Genomic DNA, 21,362 nt, shown 5'->3' with positions numbered 1-21,362 from the left:
TAAAATCTTTTATTCTATTAAGCTCTTCTTATATTAAAAATAGATTTTATAAACCAATATAAACTAAATAAAAATAGTATTGGTAAAAATATAGTTTGAAAGATAAATACAATTATCAAATCAACAATATATTCGCTTGAACTATCAACTGCATTTTTGTACTCATTAACTTTATTTTCATAATACGAAACATCAAATTTTTCTTTTATTTTTTCCAAAATTGAACTATCATTTTTCTCTTTTATTGTATTTTGATTTACTTTACTAACTTCATCTTTTACTTTTTCAATATCTTTATTCAGTATTTCTATATTATATTGTGGTTTTACAAAGTAGTTATAAGAAATATTATTTATATAACTTATAAAAGGAATAGCAAATCTTAAAAAAAGTAAAACTATAGTGATTTTAAAAAATATATGTCTTATTTTTTCATCTTTTTTAAATCTTTTAAATAACCAAATATTAAAAATAATAATAAAAAATGTAAGTGTATAATTATATATATCAGTTGTAACAAAATTTAATAATATTTTTTGTATTCCAAGAGAAGTAAGACTTGCTAACATCACAAGGGAAAACTGTTCAACTAAATCATTAATTGGATCTAAAACTTCACCAATTGATACAATTACTAATGGCAAATCAAGTTGAGTTCCTTGAGCTAATGATATTACTGCATTTAAAGCTTTTGCACTACCAAAGACAACAACTGCTTGTTTAAAAGACTCATCAACTAGCTTTTTTGCATTTTCATCAATACTTAAATTAAGAGCTAAAGATAATGCTATTAATGTAAATATAACTAATAATACTTTATTCCAATTTGTAAAAAAATAATTCATAATTATCACTTTAATTTTTTTTCATTATATCAAAAATTGTATCTGATTTATGCAGTTTTATTTCTTTCTTTTTTAATAAAAATGATAAAATACATAAATGGAAAAAAATAAATGAAGAATTTAACTTACGAATATCAAACGAAAATAACTCAAGCAATAATTAAAGCAGCAGTTTTAATGCTTGAGTATGGTGCAGAAAGCAAACTAATTGAACAAACAACAAAAAGAATGGGAAAAGCATTAGGTGTAAAATCAGTAGAAATATCTCTTATTCCCTCTGCAATTGTATTAACAACACTATCAAATACAAATCAATCAGTTACCACAACTAGACAATCACATCATAAACCAATAAATATGTCTATTGTTTATGATGTTCAAAGATTGTGCATAGATTTAGAAAACTATGAATTAGGTGCAGAAAAAGCAATTCTTTTACTAAAACAAATAAAACCCAACTATTACAATAAATGGTTAGTTGTTTTTATGATAGGCCTTTCATGTGCATCATTTTCTTACTTAAGAGGTGCAGATTGGCAAGCATTTACAATTACATTTTTAGCTTCTTCTATTGCAATGTTTATAAGACAACAACTTGCAAAGCAAAAATTTATTTTAATAATAAGCTTTGCAACTACTGCATTTTTTGCAACACTTATTGCAAGTTTAGCTTCAAAAATTAGTACAACTCCTAGTATTGCACTATCTGCTAGTGTTTTATTACTAGTTCCTGGGTTTCCTTTTATTAACTCTTTTTTGGATGCGGTAAAAGGCTATTTAAGTATGGGTTGGGGTCGTTGGATGCAAGCAACATTATTGACTTTAGCAACAAGTATGGGAATTATTTTTGCTATGGCAGTTTTAAATATGAAAGGATGGTAAAATGCATGATATAATAACAAAATATATTTTAGATGCCATTTTTGCAGCAATTCCGGCAGTTGGTTTTGCAATGATTTTTAATGTACCAAAATTTGCATTAAAGTTTTGTGCATTAGGTGGAGCAATAGTTTATACTCTAAGAACACTATTTTTAGATTTAGGAATTTATATAGAAATTTCAACTTTTCTTGCAAGTTTAATTTTTGGTACACTTGCAGTTTATTGGTCAAGAAAATATATAGTTCCTAGACCTATTTATACAGTTGCAGCTATCATTCCTTTGATTCCAGGAACATATGCATTTGATGCTGTTATTACACTTGTAGAGATGAACACTCACGGTGTAACTCCTGCACATATTGCACTATTCATTGAAGATGGACTAAAAGCTGTATCTATTTTAGGAGCTATTAGTTTTGGGCTTGCTCTACCATCTCTTTATTTTATTAGATACAATAGACCAATTATTTAAGTCATCAAATTGATGACTTATTTTTTCTTTATTTCTAATCTTTGAGGTCTTAAAGTAATATCAGTTATAACCCCACCAAAATTTACTATTTCTAAAATTTGTTTTGCAATATTTTCAGGAGTTAAATATGCATTTTTATTATCACTTGGCTCAAAACTAAACTCATCAAAAAAATTTGTCTTTGTTAAATCAGGATTTACATTTGTTACTTTTACATCTGCTTTTCTTAACTCTTCAAAAAGAGCTAATGAAAAACTTCTAAGACCAGCTTTTGTTGCAGAATATAAAGCAGAAAATTTAGAATGTCTTGTTGCTTCAATAGAAGATATATTTATAATATGCCCTTTTGTTTTTTTCAAACTTCTAAGACATAAATTTGAAAGAATAATAGGTGCTGTTAAGTTAACATCAATTAACTCTTGAATTTTTTCTAAACTTATCTCTTCGTGTGGCCTAAAAACTCCTACACCTGCACAATTAACCAAAAGGTTAAGATCACTATTTTTTAGTATATTTTTTATTTCTAATTCTAATGATTTTTTATCATCTAGCCTACTTTTTAATCTAATAACTTCATATGAATTTTCTTCAAGAATTGATGATATTGCTTTTCCTATTCCTGAACTATATCCTGTAACTATTGCTTTCATTTTTTTCTTCTTTTAATATAAAAATACCCCAATATAATTAAAAAACAAAATATGATAAATAAAATATAATGCAAATACTGTTTTAATAACTCTTCATTTCCACCAATAAAATAACCAAGTGTAGTTAAAATTATAACCCAAATTCCAGCACCTAAAGTAGTATAAAAACTAAAAGTTTTCAAGTTCATCTTTGCTAATCCAGCAGGAAAAGATATATATTGTCTAACAGCAGGTATTAATCTACCACTAAAAGTGGAAATATGTCCATGTTCTTTAAAAAAATATTCAACTTTTTGTATCGTTTGTTCACTTATAAAAAAATATCTTCCATATTTAATCAAAAAAGCTCTTCCATATTTAATTGCTAAATAATAATTAAATAATGCTCCAAATAAACTTCCTGCAATTCCACTAAATAACACTAATGCCAAATTCATCTCATCTTTATATATTAAATACCCAGCAGGGATCATAACTACTTCACTAGGAAAAGGGAAAAATGAACTTTCCAAAAACATCATAATAAATATGCCTAAATATCCCAATGTTCCAACAGTATGAACAATATAATTTATAATTGGTTCTAACAATACTCACTCTTTATTTTAATTTGTGAAATATTATCAAAAATTTTGTTAATCAATAGAATATCAATCGTTTATATGTTTTATCTATAAAGCTTTTAATAAAATCTCTTTTATTACCTCTTTTGTATATTGTTGTTCAATACCAAAAGATATTGCGTTTTTATATGCATTTTCAGATATTTTGTCCAAATCATCTTCATGTATATTAAATTGAGATAATTTAGTAGGAGATTCAATTTTTTCAAACCACTTTTCTAATTTTTCAATTCCTAAAAGTGCATCTTCAACTTTAAAAACCTCTCTTGCAAATCTATCAAATTGAGTAATATTATTTTTATAATACCACTTCATCCATGCGGGCATAACAACTGAAAGTCCTGCACCATGAGGAACATTATAAAGAGCAGATATTGCATGTTCTATCATATGATTAGGATATTGTCCACCCTCTACACCAATTGTTGTTGAACCATTTTCTGCTTGCATTGCAACCCATGCAAATTCACATCTTGCATTATAATCATCCCTATTTTCTAATAATTTTTCTGTTGTTTTTATTATTGTTTTTATATTTGTTTCTACATATGATGATATTATATCAGGGAAATGTGAAGCTGTAAAATAGCCTTCAATTAAGTGTGAAATAACATCAACTGCTGAATATACTAAATAATTTCTTGATACTGTTGTTTGAAGTTCTGGATTAACTATTGAAACAGTAGGATATAAATATGGAGAAGACACTGAGTATTTTTCACTTGTAGTCTCATTTGTTGCAACAGATACACAATTCATCTCACTTCCTGTTGCAGCTAAAGTTATAATATCAAATATAAGTAAAGCATCTTTTATAACTTTTGTTTTATTATAATAATCCCAAACATCATCATCTGTTGTACTGCCTGCTGCTATTGCTTTAGATGAATCTAAAACAGACCCTCCTCCAACAGCTAAAATAGCTTCAACTTTATTTTCTTTAGCTAAAGAGATTCCTTCATTTATCTTTGATAAAAGCGGATTGCTCTGAACTGCTCCTAACTCAATAAATTCAATACCAAAATCTTTTAAGCTCTGTTCAACTTTAAAAAAAAGTCCATCTTTTTTAATTCTATTACTACCATAAACTAATAATACTTTTTTTATATTATACTGAGAGATATATTTACCTATATTACTCTCTTTATTTTTTCCAAACTCAACTCGAGTAGGATTGTAATAACTAAAATTTCTCATAACTAGCCTCTGTTTTTTTTCGATTGTATCAAAGTTGTCTTTTTTTTCATCTTATTTAATTAATTTAATTACAATACTTACCAAAAGTAATGTAACAATACTTTAAGTAAAAAATATCTATAATACAAAAAGGAGAAAACTTATGAAAAAAACACTTATTATTTTAGCTCATCCAGATTTTGAAAATTCAAGACTAAATAAAGTATTAATAGATAATATTAAAAACGATAAAAATATTACAATAAATGATATATATTCAAAATATAGTTCTTTTAAAGATATCAATGTAAAAGAAGAACAAAAGTTATTACTAGAACATGATAGAATCATATTTCAATTTCCATTTTATTGGTTTAGTTCACCAGGACTTTTAAAAGATTGGCAAGATAAAGTCTTAGAGTATGGATTTGCATATGGAAGTGAAGGTGGAAAACTTTTAACAAAAGAGTTTAAAATTGTAACAACAATGGGCTCACCTGAGTTTGCTTATCAATCAGGTTCTTATATGCAAGTAAGTATGAATGAACTTTTAAAACCATTTGAAACAATGGCAAAATTTACAAGAATGACGTATACTATGCCTTTTTATGTTTATAAAGCTTTGAAAATCACTGATAAAGAACTAGAAAAAAAAGCAAATGAGTATAAAAATCTTTTACAAAATGATGATTGGAATTTATCTTTATCTAAATATTTAAATAGTTAAAAAGGAAAAATATGGAAGTTTTAAACTATTTACCACAAATAATTGCAGTTTCTACAATTGCAATATTTATGGCTGTTAGTCCTGGTGTTGATTTTGTTATGGTAACAAGAAATACTTTATTACATGGAAAGAAATCAGGTCTTTATTCTGCATTAGGAATTAGTGCAGCTATTTGGATTCACTTATTATATTGTATTGCAGGACTTGCGATTATTATTTCAAATTCAATAATTTTATTTTCTATAATAAAATATCTTGCTGCTGCATATCTTATTTATATTGGATATAAAAATTTAAAATCTAACTCAAAATTAGATTTAAATATTGAAGGTACAAAAAAAGAGATATCTAATTTCAAATCATTTAAAATTGGCTTTTTTACAAATGTATTAAATCCAAAGGCAACTATATTTTTTCTTAGTATATTCACTCAATTTGTAGATGTACATACACCTATTTTAGTTCAAGTTATTTATGGAGTTATAATTAGTACAGCGCATTTTATGTGGTTTAGTTTAGTATCTTTATTTTTAAGCCACCCTATAATTTTAAATAGATTCAAATCTTACAAAGCTAAAATAGAAAAAGCAATAGGTATTATACTTATAGCATTAGGAATAAAAGTCGCTTCATCCAATATTTAATACAAGTCTAAAAGTTTAGACTTGTATTATTTGTGAAATTATGAGAAGCAGTATTTTGTTTGATTTTATTCATATAAGACATCTTCATAAAATCTTCCATTTGATTATTGCTTGAATATTTGAATATTTTAAATAAAATACCATTAATTAGGACTTTTAAAAGAAATAAAATATTATTATACACTATTTTATACACTCTATATTGCAATTTAATATGTATATTTTTATTTATATTCATTTTCAAACCACTTTTCAATCTCATCTACATCATATAATATCTTACCTCGAAAAACTTTTTGATGATAAGGTAATGGATTATTTAATCGTCCTCGATAATCTCTTTGTGAAGATTTTGAAATATCATAAATTTCTTCAAACTCTTTTACATTGATATATTTTTTTGCTTGAATTTTTGACATATAATTTACTTCTTCATTATCAAGATTATTTAAAATTTCATGTAATATATCCATTTTTAATTTAACTAATTTTAAAATAATCAGATCACTATTAAAAGAATTATTTCTATATTTTTCTCTTTTTGCTATAAATTCAAGATAATAATTTAATTCAACTTGTATATTTGAATCTTCTTCTTTTATATCGTTATTTTGTAAGTATTCAATTAGTTCTTCTAAATTTTTAGAACTCATTCTTTTATATCTATTGTAAATTTGATGTTTATAAATATTTTTAAATTCAAAGAACATATTAAATACTTCTTGATTACTATTTAAATTCATTTTATTCCTTTAAAAACAAGGAATATTATAATAAAAATAAATTGAAAAGGAATAAAACACATCAAAAAAGTATGTTTTTTCATTTTCTACGATGTAAACATCATAAAAAATGAAATTTAAAACTATACTTTCAATCTTTCACTCTCTTTTTTAGCAACATTTCTCAAATACGAACTTAATGTTCTATTTTCCAAATTTGCTAAAAATTGCAATTTTAACTTCACTTTCTCATCAACCCTGAAATTTATATTTACTTTCTCTTTTTTCATTTTTATCTCTCTCTTTCTCTATATCTATTTTTATATCTATTATTTTTATTAAATTTGTTTATTTCTCTATTCATTTTATTAATACTCTTGTCAATTTCATCGACATTAATACTTTTCTTTTGTTGCTTCGCAACTAGGCTAGAATTTGAAATAAAGTAATGTGAATGTGTTTGAATTTCCTTGATTAATTTGATGTTTGCTTTGATTTCTAAATATCTTAAGTTAAATTTTTTTTTCAGATCTAAATATTCTTTACTATTCATCAATAGAGAAATGTCTCTACTTTCTTCTTTTAGTCTTTCATATATTTTATAATTCATCAATCTCTCTCAAAACTCTTGAAATTTTTGCTCTTTCTTCGTTTTCTAGCCTTTTAGTCATTTCAATGTCTTTTAAAAGCTTTTCAAGCTTATTTAATAGTAATTGATGTCTTTTCTCTTCTTCAAGCTTATAAGCTTTTAATGCTTTCTTTAAAGCATATATATCAAAGTCTTTGTCTAAAAACTTCTCTAAAATTAGCAATATTAACATTTAAACCCCTTTTTTCTCTTTTTCATCTTCATGAACAAACTTAACAATCTCAACACCAGAATTGAATTTTTGAGAATCATCTTTAAATTTCATTTTTTTCTTTAACTCTTTTATTTCAAAATCTCTAAAATTTTGAATTACATTTCTGGGACCAAGCATAACTTAGTCCTTTTTTGATGTATAAACATTTTTTAAAGTTAAGTGTAAATCTTTATCAAATGCTAATTTTATAAATGTATTAACACTCTCTAACTCTTTATTATTTACAAAATATTTGATATTCTTTTGAGTCTTATGATGTTCATTTAACATTTTAATAATCACATTTAAAGTAAATTCTTCTTTTTTATCTACTAATCTTTTAATACTTCTTATTAAATTAGTAAATGCGATTATCTTTTGCTTGTTATATAAATTGTCCTCGTTGAAAACATTTATAACTAATTGCTTTAATACTTGTTCTAAATGTGCTTTTTCTAATGCAAAATCTAAAAACTTTTTATTTATATTTAGCTTTGTTAAATTCTTTGTGCTTGAATAAATATCATTGTCTATCTTTTCCACTTTAACAACTTTCTTTTCCATAATTTTCCCCTTTACCTTTTTGGTATATATACTATTTTAGGTAAGAGATTTTTGTTTTACGTTTTTCTTACAAAAAAATTAGAGAAATTGTTAAATTTAAATATAAATAAATACGCTAAAAGGCTACGAGCTCAATCACGAGCTCTATTTTTTATATTTTTCTTTTTTAGATAGATAGTTTGCTTCTAGCTCACTAAATCACGCAAGGTGAAATTTTCCAGGGGAAAATTGTTCGTTGGGGAGACCCCAATCCCCCATCTAAAGCAATACTACCTATCTATTTCTCTCTCTTTTTCTTCAATTTCTCTAAATTTTTCGTACTTTTCTTGAAGATTTTGAGATTTTATAAATTGCATAAGTTCATAGTTCTCATCTTCAAGAGTGTTTTTAACGCTTATTAACTCGTCAATTTTTGTTTGAAACAGATCAATTTTCTCTAATTCTTTTTCTAAGTTGTTATTTTTTTCTTCTAAATTAATATTTTTATTTTTTTCTTTTTTTAAATTTAGTTGTAATTCTTCGATTTTTTCATTAATTATGTTAATAGAACTAAATTCAAAAAATTCATTTTTTAAACTATTATAAAAATTATTTATATTTTTTATTATATATTTATTATTAATTTTTTTAGTATGATTTTTTATGAAATCTTTTGTAAAATCTTTAAGTTCTTCTCTAAATTCGTTTAGTTCTTCAAGTTCAAGATTTTTGATTTTTAGTTCATTATCTATTTTTTTTACTTCTTCTTTTTTGATTTTTACTTCATTAAGTAGTGTTTTTTTGTCGTTTTTTAATTTTTGTGATGTAAACTTCATTGAAGTTGTAAAATCACTATGTTTTTTGATGTCGTTTTTTAGAGCTTTTAGTGATTTTTCTTGATTTTTTAACTCTTCTTCTTTCTTCTTTGTAATAAAATCTATTCTTTCTAAATGCTCTTTTTTAGTGATTTTTTTGCTAATTCCTCTTCTAAAATTGAAATCGTGTTTTTCAAATGAATCCTGGGCTATATCTTGAATTTTAGACCAATCTTTTTTTTTCATTCTTCTTAATACACTTCTTTCTTTTTCAAATGAAAAATTAACAAACACACAATGCACATGAACGTTCAAATAAGTTCTCCCATTTTTCACATAACCTTCATCGAAATGACAATCGAATGAAAGCTTAGTTAAACCATATCTCTTTTGAATATCAAACATAAACTGATCTATTGCTGCATCGAAACTTAAACCTTTTCCTAAATACTCTAATGCTTTCTCTTCGCTCAAGTTCAAACACATTTCTACGATTGTGTTTTCGTTTTCATTTTCTTTATAATTATATTTTTTGCTTAATATTTCTTTTTTTTGTTGTTGTAAATAATAAAATTGTTTTTGCATTAGTTTAGAATTTCTTATCGCTTCATCTTTTTTACTTACAAATGTCTTTAAATTATCGCTATAAGTACCTTTTCCACCTAATTTTGCGTCATTTTCATCTAAGTTTACTTTTTGAGAATTTGAATCATTTGAAGTATATAATTTAGAAGTATTTTCATATTTGATGTTTTTATCATCTAGTAAATAATCTATCTCACTAGCTCTTGTATTATGATTGCTTGTATGTTCAATGTTAGCACTCTTATAATATTTTGCATTTACACTTATAAAATCTTTCATCTTATGCACCAACTTTGATTTTTTTTGCGTTTTCTTTTGTATATTCTTCAAGTTCTTTATCTTCTAACTTTTCAAATAAAACATAATCTTTTTTGTTGTAGATAACTTCATTTGTTTCTTTATCTATAATTGTGAAATTGTCAATTTTATAGTTGTAAGTTTTTACTTCTAGTTCAGATCTAAATTTTTTGATAAACTCATCTTTTGTTAACATACTATTGTAAAAACCTTTTTTAGCTTTATGTCTACTAATAATTCTCTCAAATCTTTTTAACTTATTTTCGATTTCATCATCAAAAAAATCAAAGCTATTATAAAAATCATTGTAATCATTTTCTAGTTTTTCAAGTTGTTTCTCATACTTTTCTAAATCGAAGAATTGATAGTTAATATAAAAAAAACTCTTATTTGCTTTATAACTTTTAATAACATCAAGTTTTTCTTCTAGTTCTAATAACTTATCACTATCTATTTTCATCTTTGTTGTTCTAGTTCTATTGACTATTACATCATATTTTGAATCATCATTAAAGTATCTTTTTATTTTTAAATTATATGTTTTATCTTCATTCATCTTTTTTGTTGTAATTCTTATATTACATTTTTCTAATACTTCATCAATTACATTTTTTTCAACTTCATTTTTTAGATTTTTTGATAGATTTAAAATTGTATTAACTTTTTTAAAAACATATCTTTCTAATGCAGAATATGAAAAAGTATAAGCTCTAATTCTATGTTTCTTTTTCCAACCATTAGCAAGATGAAACGAGTTTTCATCTTCGTTATTTTGTTCTTTATTGATGTATTTGATTACATAATAAGTTGTAGCTTTTATATTATCTATTACATCTATTTTATATTCTTTTCCAAGTTTATTTTTTTTAACTATGTTTTTAATATGATTTATTAATTTGTCTAAATGCTCTTTTTTAACAAAAATAATTGCATGAAGATGAGATGTAAAACAATGAGTAAACTCAATCGCTTTACAATAATGTATTTTTGTATGTTTTCTATTAACTCTAAAGTTTTTATAAATTTCCCTAAAGCTATCATTTAATAGTTTATAGCCTTTTTCAATTGTATTTTCTTCTTTAAATTTTTTGTTTAATCTTTTTGATTTTTTAATATATCTATGATATTGAGAATCTAATGTTAGAGTTAAAAAAATACTTATATATTCATCATTATCATGTATTTTTTGCATTTGCATGCAATTATTTAAGAACCATAGATAATTATCTTTTGCAGCGGCAACTGGATTATGAGTTAAACCACAAGAAATATAGTTTTTTCTATTAACAATCTCAATATAATTTTCTTTATAGTTTTTTGCTCTTGCTTCAACATCTTTTGAAAACTTTATATATTCTTGTGTTTGATTTTTGATAAAACTTTTATAACCCATAGCAATAACCTTTTTTGTTTATTACTACTTAATTATAAGTCAAAAAAATAAAAATATTTTTTTTTACGTTTTTTTTACGATTTTTATTAAAAACTTTTGAAAATTAATTTTGATGTATTTTTGAGTTAGACACTTTTGTTTAAGATAATCAAGATTTTAGGCTAAAGCCCAAAATTATAGAATTTTATTTTATAAAAAATAATTATTTTTTGTTTAATTCTTTCTTATTTGATAAAATATTCTCACGATTAAAATCAACTTTTATTTTAATATCTTTAATATCTTTGTTAATTTGTTCAAGGTTTTTATTAATTGTTTTGAGATTATATTTAGATAAATCATTATTCAAATCATTAATATTATTTTTAATATTCTCAATTTGATTTTTAATCTCTTTTAAATCTATATCATCAATTTTCGTTTCAATATTATTAAGTTTATATTTTATATCTTTTGTTCTATTCTCAAAATCATATTTAACATCTTTAATATCTGATTGAAAATTATAATATGTCCCTACCACTAATGTAGCAGCTAAAAAAGCTGCACCAACTAGTGTGAGAAGTGTTCCCACAGAAAATGTAGGTTCACCTTTTGGAGTATCACTATTATATTTTAATTTATTAATACTACTTAAAGGAATCATAGGTTCATTAGAATTTTGTGCACTTGAAGAATAAGATAACATATCATCTAAGGGGTTAGTATTTCCAAAATTCCCACGTGGAGTTCCACTCCCCCCAAACATACTACCATTCATATTATTAAACATCTACTTTACTTGAATATAAATTTTGATGTGCACTCTTAAATAATGATTGTATTTTTGTACCTGTATAAACTTCGTTTTTAACATTTAAATTTATACTATTTATATCTTTTTGAATCAATAAACCTTTTCTTACAACTTTTGTATGTAGATTTTGTTGTTTTATATCACTAATTGCAATATTGCAATTATATGTTTCTCTATTTAATTTTATAAGAGTATTAAAACTTAATGAAACTTCTTTTAAGTCTGCATTAACATTTTTAAAATATTTTTTTACTATGTCACTTGAAGCATTTTCATCTTTTTCAAAATGAGTAGTTATAAATCCAAAATTTATTATTTCAATTACATTTGTAACTTCATTAATATATGACAATAATTTATCTTGATTTTCTACATAATCTAAATCTTCACTAAAAAAATCTATTCTACTTCTTGATACATTACAATTTGTTAGATTATTTTTAGACTTTAATATCAAAAAAGGTACATCATTTGGTGTACCTGGAGGTAATTCAAATTGAGTTGGCATAGTATCAAACACATCGCTAAAATTATCAATTAATGCTCTAAATTTTAAATCAGGTCTCTCGATCAATAAATCTTTAAAAAATAGTGCTATTTGTATACTCTGAATTTTCATGTAATTCCTTTAAAAAAATAATATCATTTTAGATATTAGTTTTGAATTATATAAGTAAACTTTTTATATTTTATCTAAACGATTTTAATATTACTTTTTAATTTCTAATCTTTTTCCAATATTTTTTAAATGCTTTTTTCTTATCATCATAATCAAAATCAATGTAATGCTTTAATGTAGATGGAATTTTATGTTCTAAACAATAATCGGCCAATAAAGTATCAATTTTACAATCTTTTCTCATAACATTTAACATAATAGATCTCAGATCATGAGGAGAAAACTTTTTATTTTCTCTTATTTTCAAATTTGTAGTTTTTAATATATTTTGAAATTGATAATAAACACTATCATAATTTATATTTGGAAATAAAAGTTCTTTTTTAGATTTAGTTGCAATCCACTCTCTACATTCTTTAGGTAGTGGAAATTCATATTCTTTTTTAGTTTTTGTAATTTCTTCTGGAGAGATTATTAAATTTTCTTCTAAATAACAATTTTCTCTTTTTAATTGTAATATTTCTCCATAACGATGGCCCGTAAGAAGAACCATTAAAAAGAAAACATTTATTTCATCTTTATGAATACTATATCTAGCCTTATGCTCTTTAAATGCTTTATATAATGTTCTTGCAATTGTTAATCTATCATCAAAAACTCTTTTTGATAATTTTTCTTTTTCTTTTACTTCTACAAAATCTATAAAATCACAAGGATTATTAATTATTTCTCCTCGTTTAATAGATTCTTGAAATAGAGGTGATAATATCCTAGATACCCTATTTCTATAACTACCTTTCGTATGAATTATTTCATCTAAAATTTTCTCTAAATGTTCATATTTTATTTTGTCTAATTTTAGATGTCCAATTGGTTTTTTAATATGTTTTTCATAAAAATCTCTATATTGATTTATTGTATTTTCTTTCCACTCTCCAGATCTATTTTTAGAATCCAATCTTTTATAAAAATAATCATTAAGTTTGTTCCCTTGAGTATTAAAAGGATCAATTCCTTTAGATAAAGATATTCTTACTTCTTTTAATTTTTCATACGCTTGGCTTTTACTTGTACACCCAAAAAGTTTAGTAAAATTTTTAACTGGATATATTTTTCCTAAATATTTAAAACGAACATAAATTGCTTTTGTTCCATTCTTTAAAGTTTTTTCACTTATTCCTTTATATTTATCCATAATAACCTCAATTTGATTTTCTTATAAATTATACACCTAAAAAACTTTTATACTTATTTTTATACACTTTATTTTAGACTTTTTTGGATTTTAATGTATCAAAGTGAAAATATTGTTTTTTATGTATTTTACTATAAAGCCTATATATTCGAGTTTTGTTTGATTTTATTCATATATGACATCTTCATAAAATCTTCCATTTGATTATTGCTTGAATATTCATAACCAAATACATCTTTCCATAAAGACTCATCTTCCATACAAAGATAAAAATATACATCTTTATGCCATGGCTTAAAAGTATCATATGCATGTTTGAACATCTCTTTTTTTATCTCTAATGGATAAGATTGTTTTCCATTTGCATCAACCATAGGCATTTGCAAAATTTTTGATTTAAAGTTTCTACTTCTTATTTTGTTTATTACTGGTTTTATAAAAGTAAGTGTACCCATAGAAACAAGTGCAACTTTTTTTGCATCAAATGTATTTATTAAAGTTTTATAAACTTCTTCATATTCACTTAAATAATTTTCATAATGAACTATTGGATGAAAGTGAAAACCAACTAAAACACCTTTATCACTTACTTGTTTTGCTGCTTGAATTCTTTTTTCTAAGCTTGCGGCTAAGTGTTCTTCATTTTCAATAATTGTAGGAGTATTTAAAGACCATGTACAAATTATATTTGCAGGAACATCATTTTCCATAAAGTATTTTATATTATTAGATTTTGTTTTAAACTCTAGTATTACATTCGAATTAGTTCTAGCAAACTCAAAAAGCGCATCTAAAATACCCTCTTTATTTCCCCACATAAGTGAATCAGAACTTTGACCTGTTCCTATATGATAAATCTCATTTGGATCAAGTTTTAGATTTTTTAAATTTTCTTTAAAATTTATATCAAACCCTACTTTATCTTGATTATAAAAAGATTGTATAGAACAATAAGAACAATCAAAACCACATGATTGAACTGCATCTAAAGTTAAAAGATTACAACATCTTGTATTAGGACTTGCAACAGGACATGAACCTAAAGCAGCTTTTTGTGCTTTAAAATTTTTAAAAGATATTTTTCTTACATCATCTTTATAAAGCTTTTTTGTAAACTTTGCATAGGAATTTGGGCTTTTTCTTAAATCTTCCCAAATACTTCTTATATGATTAAAACACTCTTTTCTATTTGAATATTCTTCTTTACAAACGACATAAATCTCTTTTTCATGCCAAATTTTAAAATCAATTGCAAAATCAATTATTTGCTTTAATTCTTGAAAAGAAAATTGATATGTAAAAGCAAGGTTTTTTAAAAATTGTTGTGTTTTTTCATCAAGTTGTTTATAGTTTGTTTTTTCTATATTTAAATTAAATTTTTCATTATAACTCATATTAAACTTTTCCATTGATTAAAATTATTTTGCATTAAGTCAATTATAAATGACTTTTTAGGTATATTTGTATCTAAATAATCAGATACAACTTTTAAAACTATAATATTCTCACAATATTGTTTACAATACTCTTCAAAATAAAAAGCTTCCATATCAACTAATGTAGTTTTTAGGTTAAGTTTATTGTCTAGTGGTTTATCTATTGTAGTTAATGTAGTAAAATTTAGATTTTTAATTTTTTTATTGGTAGTAAAAAGTGTTCCAATATCTATTGATTGATCTTTACAACCTGCAATTCCAATATTTATAGCTTTACTTATAATAAAATTATCAAAAGCAAATCTAAGTGCATTTATTGTGTTTTCTTTTCCTATTCCAGATACGACTAATACGATTTTTTCATTATGATAAAGTTTAAATGCACTGCAAGATTTATCTTGTTTAAGTTTGAAGAAGTTAATTACGCATTGGCACTCGCAAAGAAGTGCACTATGAATTAAAGTTTTATTTTTCATAAAAGTAAAACTAAGGACAAGCCTTAGTTAAATTACTTTTTAAGTTCTTTAATTCTTGCTGCTTTACCTTTAAGTCCTCTTAGGTAATGTAACTTAGCTCTTCTTACTCTACCTCTTCTAGTTACTTCAAAAGTTTTAATTGACTCTGAATATAGTGGGAAAATTCTTTCAACACCTACAGAATTTGCTCCTATTTTTCTAACAGTAAAAGTTGCAGACGCACCTTCACCACTTCTAGCAATAACAACACCTTCGTAAGATTGAACTCTAGTTTTTTCACCTTCTTTAATTTCAACACCAAGTCTTACGTTATCTCCTGCTCTAAACTGAGGAATTTCTTTAGACTCTATTTGAGCTGCTTCGAAGCTAGCAATATATCTATTTTTCATCTCTTTTCCTTATTGGGTCTATAATATTTTGTTTTACAAATTGACATCTGGAATTTTAAGTCGGAAATTTTACTATGATTTCCCTTTAAGAATTCTTTAACGACACTTAAATTTTGGAAAATTTCAGGTTTTGTAAAAGATGGTGCTTCTAAAAGATTATTTTCATAGCTCTCAACTTCCAAAGATTGGGCATTCCCAAGTACACCATCAATATTTCTAGAAATTGCATCACTCATAACTAAAGATGGTAATTCTCCACCTGTTAGTACAAATTCTCCTATTGAAAATACTTCATTTGCATATTTTTCAATAACTCTTTCATCAATTCCTTCATATCTTCCACTAACAAAAACAATATTTTTTTTCTTTGCCAATCTTTTAGCATCATTTTGCTTAAAAGGTTTTGCTGCTGCTAATGGAAATACAATATAAGCATCTTCATTTTTTCTTTTTATTTCATCTAAACAATCAAACAAAGGTTGTGGAGTCATAAGCATTCCTGCTCCTCCACCAACCATAGCTTTATCAACTTTGTTATGTTTATTCTTAGTAAAATCTCTTGGATTATAAAATTCATACTCCAGCAAATTTGAATCAACAGCTCTTTTCAATATAGAATCAAAAAAATAGGGTTCTATCAAATTAGAAAAAAGAGTCACATAAGTAAACTTCAATAATAGCCTTTAAATTTTTTGTGATTATATCATAAAGCTTATTATAAAGGCTATAAATGAATTCTTTAATTCTCATAAAAACAAATTTTCGGTATTATTGCTCAAAATTAAAGAATAGAGTTAAAAATGATTACAATAGATGATATAAGAGAAGCAAAAACAAATTTGGAAAAAATAAGAGAAAAAACTCCAATTACAAAAGCCCCTTCTTTAAGTGAAACTTTTAATGCAGATGTATACTTAAAAAAAGAGAATCTTCAATTAACTGGAAGTTTTAAACTAAGAGGTGCATATAATAGAATTGCTAACTTAACAGAGGAACAAAGAGCAAAAGGTGTTGTTGCTGCAAGTGCAGGAAACCATGCACAAGGTGTAGCATATTCAGCAAATAAATTTGGTTGTGAAGCAACAATTTTTATGCCTGAGGCAACACCACTTACTAAGGTAACTGGTGTAAAATCATATGGAGCAAATGTTGTTTTATATGGTGAAAATTTTGATGAAGCATATGGTGCAGCAATGAAATTTAGAGAAGAAAATGAGTGTGAATTTGTTCACCCATTTGCTGATGATGATGTAATTGCAGGTCAAGGAACAATTTCATTAGAGATTTTAGAAAAAATTCCAGATATGAAACAAATTATAGTGCCAATTGGTGGTGGAGGTTTAATCTCAGGAATTGCAATTGCAGCAAAAGCTATAAATCCAGATATTAAAATTATTGGTGTTGTTGCAAGTGGAGCAAGAGGTATGAAAGAATCATATAAGTCTCAAACTCCAATTGATTCAGCATCAGTTAGAACTATTGCTGATGGAATAGCTGTACGTGATGTAAATCCAAAACTTTTAAATATTATTTTAGATTATGTAGACCACATAGTTGAAGTTAGTGATAATGAAATTGCAAATGCTATTTTATTTTTACTAGAAAAACACAAACTAGTAGTAGAAGGTGCAGGTGCCGCTTCTACAGCTGCAATCATGCATGGAAAAGTAGAAATTGAAGATTCAAAAGTTTGTGCAATTGTTAGTGGTGGGAATATTGATGTAACTATGATTTCTCAAATTATTGAAAAAGGTTTAGTTAAGTCATATAGAAAAATGAACTTAATAATTAAATTAAGGGATAAACCAGGTGCATTAACAGAACTTAGTGATATTTTTAAAGATTGTGGAGCAAATATTGTTCAAATTGATTATGATAGAGATTCTATTCAACTTGAATTTGGTGATGCGCAAATTACAATGTCTTTAGAAACAAAAGGTGAAGAGCACCAAAAATTAATCAAAGATAAACTTAAAGGTAATGGTTACAGATTTAAACAAATCTAATTTTTTTTTTGGTTATTTATAAAGATTTTAGAAAACAAATCATATAATACACCACAAAAAAGTGCAAACACAAAAGAAAATAAGAAAAGGAAGAAGATGGAAGGAAGATTGTTTACATTCTTTGGTGCTATCGGCGGGCACGGACAAGAATGGATCATTTTATCACATTACATTCTAGTAATTGCAATAGTTTTCTTAGTTGCAAGAGCAGCTACAAGAAAAATGCAATTAGTTCCAACGGGTTCACAAAATGTTATGGAAGCATATATTGGTGGTGTTATATCTATGGGTACTGACACAATGGGTGAAGAAAATGCAAGAAGATACATGCCTCTAATTGCATCTTTAGGTTTAGTAATTTTTGTAAGTAATATGATAGGTATTGTACCAGGTTTTGAATCTCCTACTGCAAATATCAACTTTACACTTTCACTAGCATTAATTGTTTTTGTTTACTACAACTTCTTAGGTATTAAGAAAAATGGTGTAGGAGCATATTTTAAACACTTTATGGGTCCTATGCCTATACTTGCACCATTAATGTTCCCTATTGAGATAATTTCTCATTTATCAAGAATTATCTCATTATCATTCAGACTTTTTGGTTCAATCAAAGGTGATGATATGTTTACAATGGTACTTTTAATGTTAGTACCATGGATTGTTCCTATTTCAGGTTTCTTCATGTTAACTGCTTTTGGTTTCCTACAAGCATTTATTTTCATGATATTAACTTATGTATATATCGCAGGTTCAATTATGATGGAGCATGAAGACCACTAATCAATTATTAGTTCTTGATGTTTTTTAAAAAGGGAGATAAAGCAACTTGCTTTATCTCCCTTTTTTTATTATTAATGAAAGTTCAGATATAAATTTAGTTTTTTTAATTAAGTTATTATTTATTTTAAAGTAAAATTATTTTTACCTTTTTATGGAGAATTAATATGAATTTAAAAAATATGAATTTAGTAACTAAAACTAGCCTTCTTTTGACAATAGTACTTTCTATTTTATTAATAAGTTTAAATGTATTTAGTGCAATGTATAGTAAAAATATTATTTCTAATAAAGTTATAAAACAATTAGAACAAAGAGTACATGAAACAAAAGAAACAATAAGAACTTATGATCATCTACTAGAAACAACAGCAAATAGTTTATACTCTGCTTTTAAGTCTCAATTTAATGATATTCAAATAGATGAAAATAAAACAGTTAAAGTTAATGGCATTGATACCCCAATAATTACAAATAATGGAATTATGTTAAATAATAATAAAAATATAGTTGATAATTATACAAAAATTAAAGGCTCAACTGCAACAGTGTTTGCAAGAAAAGGTGATGATTTTATAAGAGTTACAACTTCACTAAAAAGACCTAATGGGACAAGAACAGTAGGTACATTTTTAGGAAAAAGTTCACCTGCTTATAATGCAATTATAAATGGCAAAAAATACTTTGGTTCAGCACATCTATTTGGCAAAGAATATATGGCTGTATATGACCCAATCATTAAAAATAGTAAAGTTATAGGTATTTTGTATGTGGGTTATAACTATACAGAAAGTTATAATGAGTATATACAAAGTATCAAGAAAAAAGTTATTGGTAAAACAGGGTATGTTTATATATTAAGTACTAAAAAGAAAACAAAAGGTAATTTTGTCCTTCATCCAATACATGGGAAAAATGAAAATATTTTTAATCTAAATAAAGATAAATCAATCAAGGAAATGTTTGAAAACGATAAAGGTGTAATTACTTATAATTGGACTAATCCAAAAACTGGTGAAGTAAAAAAGAAAATAACAATATATGAAAATTATAAACCAAGAGGTTGGAAAATTGTTATTGGAACTACTAAAGATGAATTTTTAGAAGAGAGTAAAAACTTTTCAATTGTATTGGGAATATTAAGTGCTGTTTCAATTATATTAATAGCAATTTTAATCTTATTTATAATAAGAAAATTAGTAATTAAGCCACTACATAATTTGCAAATAGGTTTAAATGACTTCTTTGAATATTTATCAAGAAAAAAAGATACTACTAATCCTATAAAAATATTATCAAATGATGAAATAGGAATGATGTCAAAAATTATTAATGAAAATATAAATACAACAAAAGAAAATATGAAAATTGATAATGAGTTAATTAAAAATACTGTTGAAGTGGCAAACTTAGTAAATAAAGGTTATTTAGACAAAAGAATAGACATATCTTCAAATAATATAATGTTAAATGAATTAAAAAATGTAGTAAATCAAATGCTTGATAATATTTTAACTCATATTGATAATGTACAAGGTGTTTTAAATTCTTTTACAAATTATGACTATACAAAAAGACTTGAAGTTAAAAATATTGAAGCTCAGATTAAAAAATTATATGAAAATAGTAATATATTAGGAGAATCAAGTACTAATTTATTAAAACAAAATTTACAAACAGGTCAAAGCTTACAACAAAGTTCAAATGAGTTAAATAATATAATCTCAAATTTAAGCAATAGTTCAAATGAACAAGCAGCTTCTCTTGAAGAAACAGCAGCTTCTCTTGAAGAGATTACATCAACTATGAAAAACTCTCAACAATCAATGATTCAAATGAGAAATAATTCTGAAAATTTATCAAATGAAGTAACAAATGGTGAAAAACTTGCAGCAAACACTTCAACTGCAATGGATCAAATAAATGAACAAACACATGACATTGCAGAAGCAATTACTATAATTGATCAAATTGCATTCCAAACTAATATTTTATCATTAAATGCAGCTGTAGAAGCAGCAACTGCAGGTGAAGCAGGAAAAGGTTTTTCAGTTGTAGCACAAGAAGTAAGAAACCTTGCAAATAGAAGTGCAGAAGCAGCAAACCAAATAAAAGCAATTGTTGAAAATGCAACTGTTAAATCAAATGAAGGTAAACAAATTGCTGCACAAATGATAACAGGATATGAAAAACTTAGGGAAAATATAAAAGAGACTACACAAATTATAAATCAAGTAACTAGCACTTCAAATGAACAGTTAAAAGGTGTAGAACAGATAAATCATGCAGTTAATGATCTTGATAAAATCACTCAAACAAATGCAAATGTTGCAAGAAAAGCATCTGAGATTTCAAAAGATACAAATAACATAGCAAATATTATTGTACAAGAAGCAAAAAAAGCAAAAATTTAATATTGAAAAAAACAGTTTTTCTGTTTTTTTCTTGA

General features: G+C 25.1%; 26 protein-coding genes. 7 read left to right on the top strand and 19 right to left on the bottom strand.

The features are described 5' to 3' along the window. Positions 1-17 precede the first annotated feature (17 nt). The gene (locus CRU93_RS04070; protein WP_129102911.1) at positions 18-845 is read right to left on the bottom strand and encodes a hypothetical protein; all 828 of its coding nucleotides are present in this window, start codon (positions 843-845) and stop codon (positions 18-20) included. A gap of 111 nt (positions 846-956) precedes the next feature. Here CRU93_RS04070 and CRU93_RS04065 point away from each other — a divergent pair, with 111 nt between their 5' ends. Then, a complete protein-coding gene (locus CRU93_RS04065; RefSeq protein ID WP_129102910.1) occupies positions 957-1,727 on the top strand; it encodes a threonine/serine exporter ThrE family protein in 771 nt (256 codons plus the stop codon). A 1-nt stretch (position 1,728) separates the two neighbouring features. After that, positions 1,729-2,199, top strand: coding sequence for a threonine/serine exporter family protein (locus CRU93_RS04060; protein WP_129102909.1), 471 nt, complete (start codon positions 1,729-1,731; stop codon positions 2,197-2,199). A gap of 17 nt (positions 2,200-2,216) precedes the next feature. On the opposite strand, the gene CRU93_RS04055 is transcribed toward CRU93_RS04060, so the two are convergent. From CRU93_RS04055 to CRU93_RS04045, 3 genes are all read right to left on the bottom strand, one after another. Continuing rightward, positions 2,217-2,849 carry an SDR family oxidoreductase gene (locus CRU93_RS04055; RefSeq protein ID WP_129102908.1) on the bottom strand — a complete coding sequence of 211 codons (633 nt, stop codon included), beginning with the start codon at positions 2,847-2,849 and terminating at the stop codon, positions 2,217-2,219. Continuing rightward, complete coding sequence (locus CRU93_RS04050) at positions 2,846-3,439, bottom strand: DedA family protein (RefSeq protein ID WP_129102907.1); 594 nt, start codon at positions 3,437-3,439, stop codon at positions 2,846-2,848. The genes CRU93_RS04055 and CRU93_RS04050 overlap by 4 nt, the downstream gene beginning before the upstream one ends. An 81-nt stretch (positions 3,440-3,520) precedes the next feature. Continuing rightward, positions 3,521-4,669: an iron-containing alcohol dehydrogenase gene (locus tag CRU93_RS04045; RefSeq protein WP_129102906.1), complete on the bottom strand. Its 1,149-nt coding sequence runs from the start codon at positions 4,667-4,669 to the stop codon at positions 3,521-3,523. A gap of 142 nt (positions 4,670-4,811) precedes the next feature. On the opposite strand from CRU93_RS04045, the gene CRU93_RS04040 reads away from it, so the two are divergent. Both CRU93_RS04040 and CRU93_RS04035 read left to right on the top strand, forming a co-directional pair. Further along, positions 4,812-5,375 carry an NAD(P)H-dependent oxidoreductase gene (locus tag CRU93_RS04040; protein ID WP_129102905.1) on the top strand — a complete coding sequence of 188 codons (564 nt, stop codon included), beginning with the start codon at positions 4,812-4,814 and terminating at the stop codon, positions 5,373-5,375. 11 nt (positions 5,376-5,386) lie between these two features. Then, complete coding sequence (locus tag CRU93_RS04035) at positions 5,387-6,019, top strand: LysE family translocator (protein ID WP_129102904.1); 633 nt, start codon at positions 5,387-5,389, stop codon at positions 6,017-6,019. Positions 6,020-6,243: 224 nt separating this feature from the next. Here CRU93_RS04035 and CRU93_RS04030 read toward each other — a convergent pair whose 3' ends face one another. From CRU93_RS04030 to trmD, 15 genes are all read right to left on the bottom strand, one after another. Beyond that, positions 6,244-6,762, bottom strand: a complete 519-nt coding sequence (locus CRU93_RS04030; RefSeq protein ID WP_129102903.1) for a hypothetical protein — start codon at positions 6,760-6,762, stop codon at positions 6,244-6,246. Positions 6,763-6,884: 122 nt separating this feature from the next. After that, a complete protein-coding gene (locus CRU93_RS04025) occupies positions 6,885-7,031 on the bottom strand; it encodes a CopG family transcriptional regulator (protein WP_129102902.1) in 147 nt (48 codons plus the stop codon). A gap of 2 nt (positions 7,032-7,033) precedes the next feature. Beyond that, the gene (locus CRU93_RS04020; protein ID WP_129102901.1) at positions 7,034-7,351 is read right to left on the bottom strand and encodes a hypothetical protein; all 318 of its coding nucleotides are present in this window, start codon (positions 7,349-7,351) and stop codon (positions 7,034-7,036) included. After that, complete coding sequence (locus CRU93_RS04015) at positions 7,341-7,562, bottom strand: hypothetical protein (protein ID WP_129102900.1); 222 nt, start codon at positions 7,560-7,562, stop codon at positions 7,341-7,343. The genes CRU93_RS04020 and CRU93_RS04015 overlap by 11 nt, the downstream gene beginning before the upstream one ends. Continuing rightward, positions 7,563-7,721 carry a hypothetical protein gene (locus CRU93_RS14110; RefSeq protein ID WP_164967611.1) on the bottom strand — a complete coding sequence of 53 codons (159 nt, stop codon included), beginning with the start codon at positions 7,719-7,721 and terminating at the stop codon, positions 7,563-7,565. 3 nt (positions 7,722-7,724) lie between these two features. Then, positions 7,725-8,147 carry a hypothetical protein gene (locus tag CRU93_RS04010; protein WP_129102899.1) on the bottom strand — a complete coding sequence of 141 codons (423 nt, stop codon included), beginning with the start codon at positions 8,145-8,147 and terminating at the stop codon, positions 7,725-7,727. Positions 8,148-8,416: 269 nt separating this feature from the next. Beyond that, positions 8,417-9,805, bottom strand: a complete 1,389-nt coding sequence (locus CRU93_RS04005) for a hypothetical protein (protein ID WP_129102898.1) — start codon at positions 9,803-9,805, stop codon at positions 8,417-8,419. A gap of 1 nt (position 9,806) precedes the next feature. After that, the gene (locus CRU93_RS04000; RefSeq protein ID WP_129102897.1) at positions 9,807-11,216 is read right to left on the bottom strand and encodes a hypothetical protein; all 1,410 of its coding nucleotides are present in this window, start codon (positions 11,214-11,216) and stop codon (positions 9,807-9,809) included. 202 nt (positions 11,217-11,418) lie between these two features. After that, positions 11,419-11,988, bottom strand: coding sequence for a hypothetical protein (locus CRU93_RS03995; RefSeq protein WP_129102896.1), 570 nt, complete (start codon positions 11,986-11,988; stop codon positions 11,419-11,421). After that, positions 11,981-12,631: a hypothetical protein gene (locus CRU93_RS03990; RefSeq protein WP_129102895.1), complete on the bottom strand. Its 651-nt coding sequence runs from the start codon at positions 12,629-12,631 to the stop codon at positions 11,981-11,983. The genes CRU93_RS03995 and CRU93_RS03990 overlap by 8 nt, the downstream gene beginning before the upstream one ends. A gap of 97 nt (positions 12,632-12,728) precedes the next feature. Then, positions 12,729-13,826 (bottom strand): tyrosine-type recombinase/integrase, encoded by a 1,098-nt coding sequence (locus CRU93_RS03985; protein WP_129102894.1) that lies wholly within the window; start codon positions 13,824-13,826, stop codon positions 12,729-12,731. A gap of 140 nt (positions 13,827-13,966) precedes the next feature. After that, positions 13,967-15,220 (bottom strand): spore photoproduct lyase family protein, encoded by a 1,254-nt coding sequence (locus CRU93_RS03980; RefSeq protein ID WP_129102893.1) that lies wholly within the window; start codon positions 15,218-15,220, stop codon positions 13,967-13,969. Then, a complete protein-coding gene (locus tag CRU93_RS03975) occupies positions 15,217-15,738 on the bottom strand; it encodes a nucleoside phosphorylase (RefSeq protein WP_129102892.1) in 522 nt (173 codons plus the stop codon). The genes CRU93_RS03980 and CRU93_RS03975 overlap by 4 nt, the downstream gene beginning before the upstream one ends. Positions 15,739-15,770: 32 nt before the next feature. Further along, a complete protein-coding gene (gene rplS / locus CRU93_RS03970) occupies positions 15,771-16,127 on the bottom strand; it encodes a 50S ribosomal protein L19 (RefSeq protein WP_129102891.1) in 357 nt (118 codons plus the stop codon). Continuing rightward, positions 16,124-16,801 (bottom strand): tRNA (guanosine(37)-N1)-methyltransferase TrmD, encoded by a 678-nt coding sequence (gene trmD, locus CRU93_RS03965; RefSeq protein ID WP_129102890.1) that lies wholly within the window; start codon positions 16,799-16,801, stop codon positions 16,124-16,126. The genes rplS and trmD overlap by 4 nt, the downstream gene beginning before the upstream one ends. 126 nt (positions 16,802-16,927) lie before the next feature. Here trmD and ilvA point away from each other — a divergent pair, with 126 nt between their 5' ends. The 3 genes from ilvA to CRU93_RS03950 all read left to right on the top strand — a co-directional run bounded on the left by ilvA (position 16,928) and on the right by CRU93_RS03950 (position 21,327). After that, positions 16,928-18,133, top strand: coding sequence for a threonine ammonia-lyase (gene ilvA, locus CRU93_RS03960; protein WP_129102889.1), 1,206 nt, complete (start codon positions 16,928-16,930; stop codon positions 18,131-18,133). A 96-nt stretch (positions 18,134-18,229) separates the two neighbouring features. After that, positions 18,230-18,916 carry a F0F1 ATP synthase subunit A gene (locus tag CRU93_RS03955; protein ID WP_129102888.1) on the top strand — a complete coding sequence of 229 codons (687 nt, stop codon included), beginning with the start codon at positions 18,230-18,232 and terminating at the stop codon, positions 18,914-18,916. A gap of 164 nt (positions 18,917-19,080) precedes the next feature. Beyond that, positions 19,081-21,327: a methyl-accepting chemotaxis protein gene (locus tag CRU93_RS03950; RefSeq protein WP_129102887.1), complete on the top strand. Its 2,247-nt coding sequence runs from the start codon at positions 19,081-19,083 to the stop codon at positions 21,325-21,327. The last annotated feature ends 35 nt before the right edge of the window (positions 21,328-21,362 follow it).

The sequence above is a fragment of the Arcobacter sp. CECT 8985 genome (genome assembly GCF_004116495.1).
Lineage (GTDB): Bacteria > Campylobacterota > Campylobacteria > Campylobacterales > Arcobacteraceae > Malaciobacter.
The sequence above is the reverse complement of the archived record's forward strand: the minus strand, read 5'-3'. Positions and strand labels throughout refer to the sequence as shown.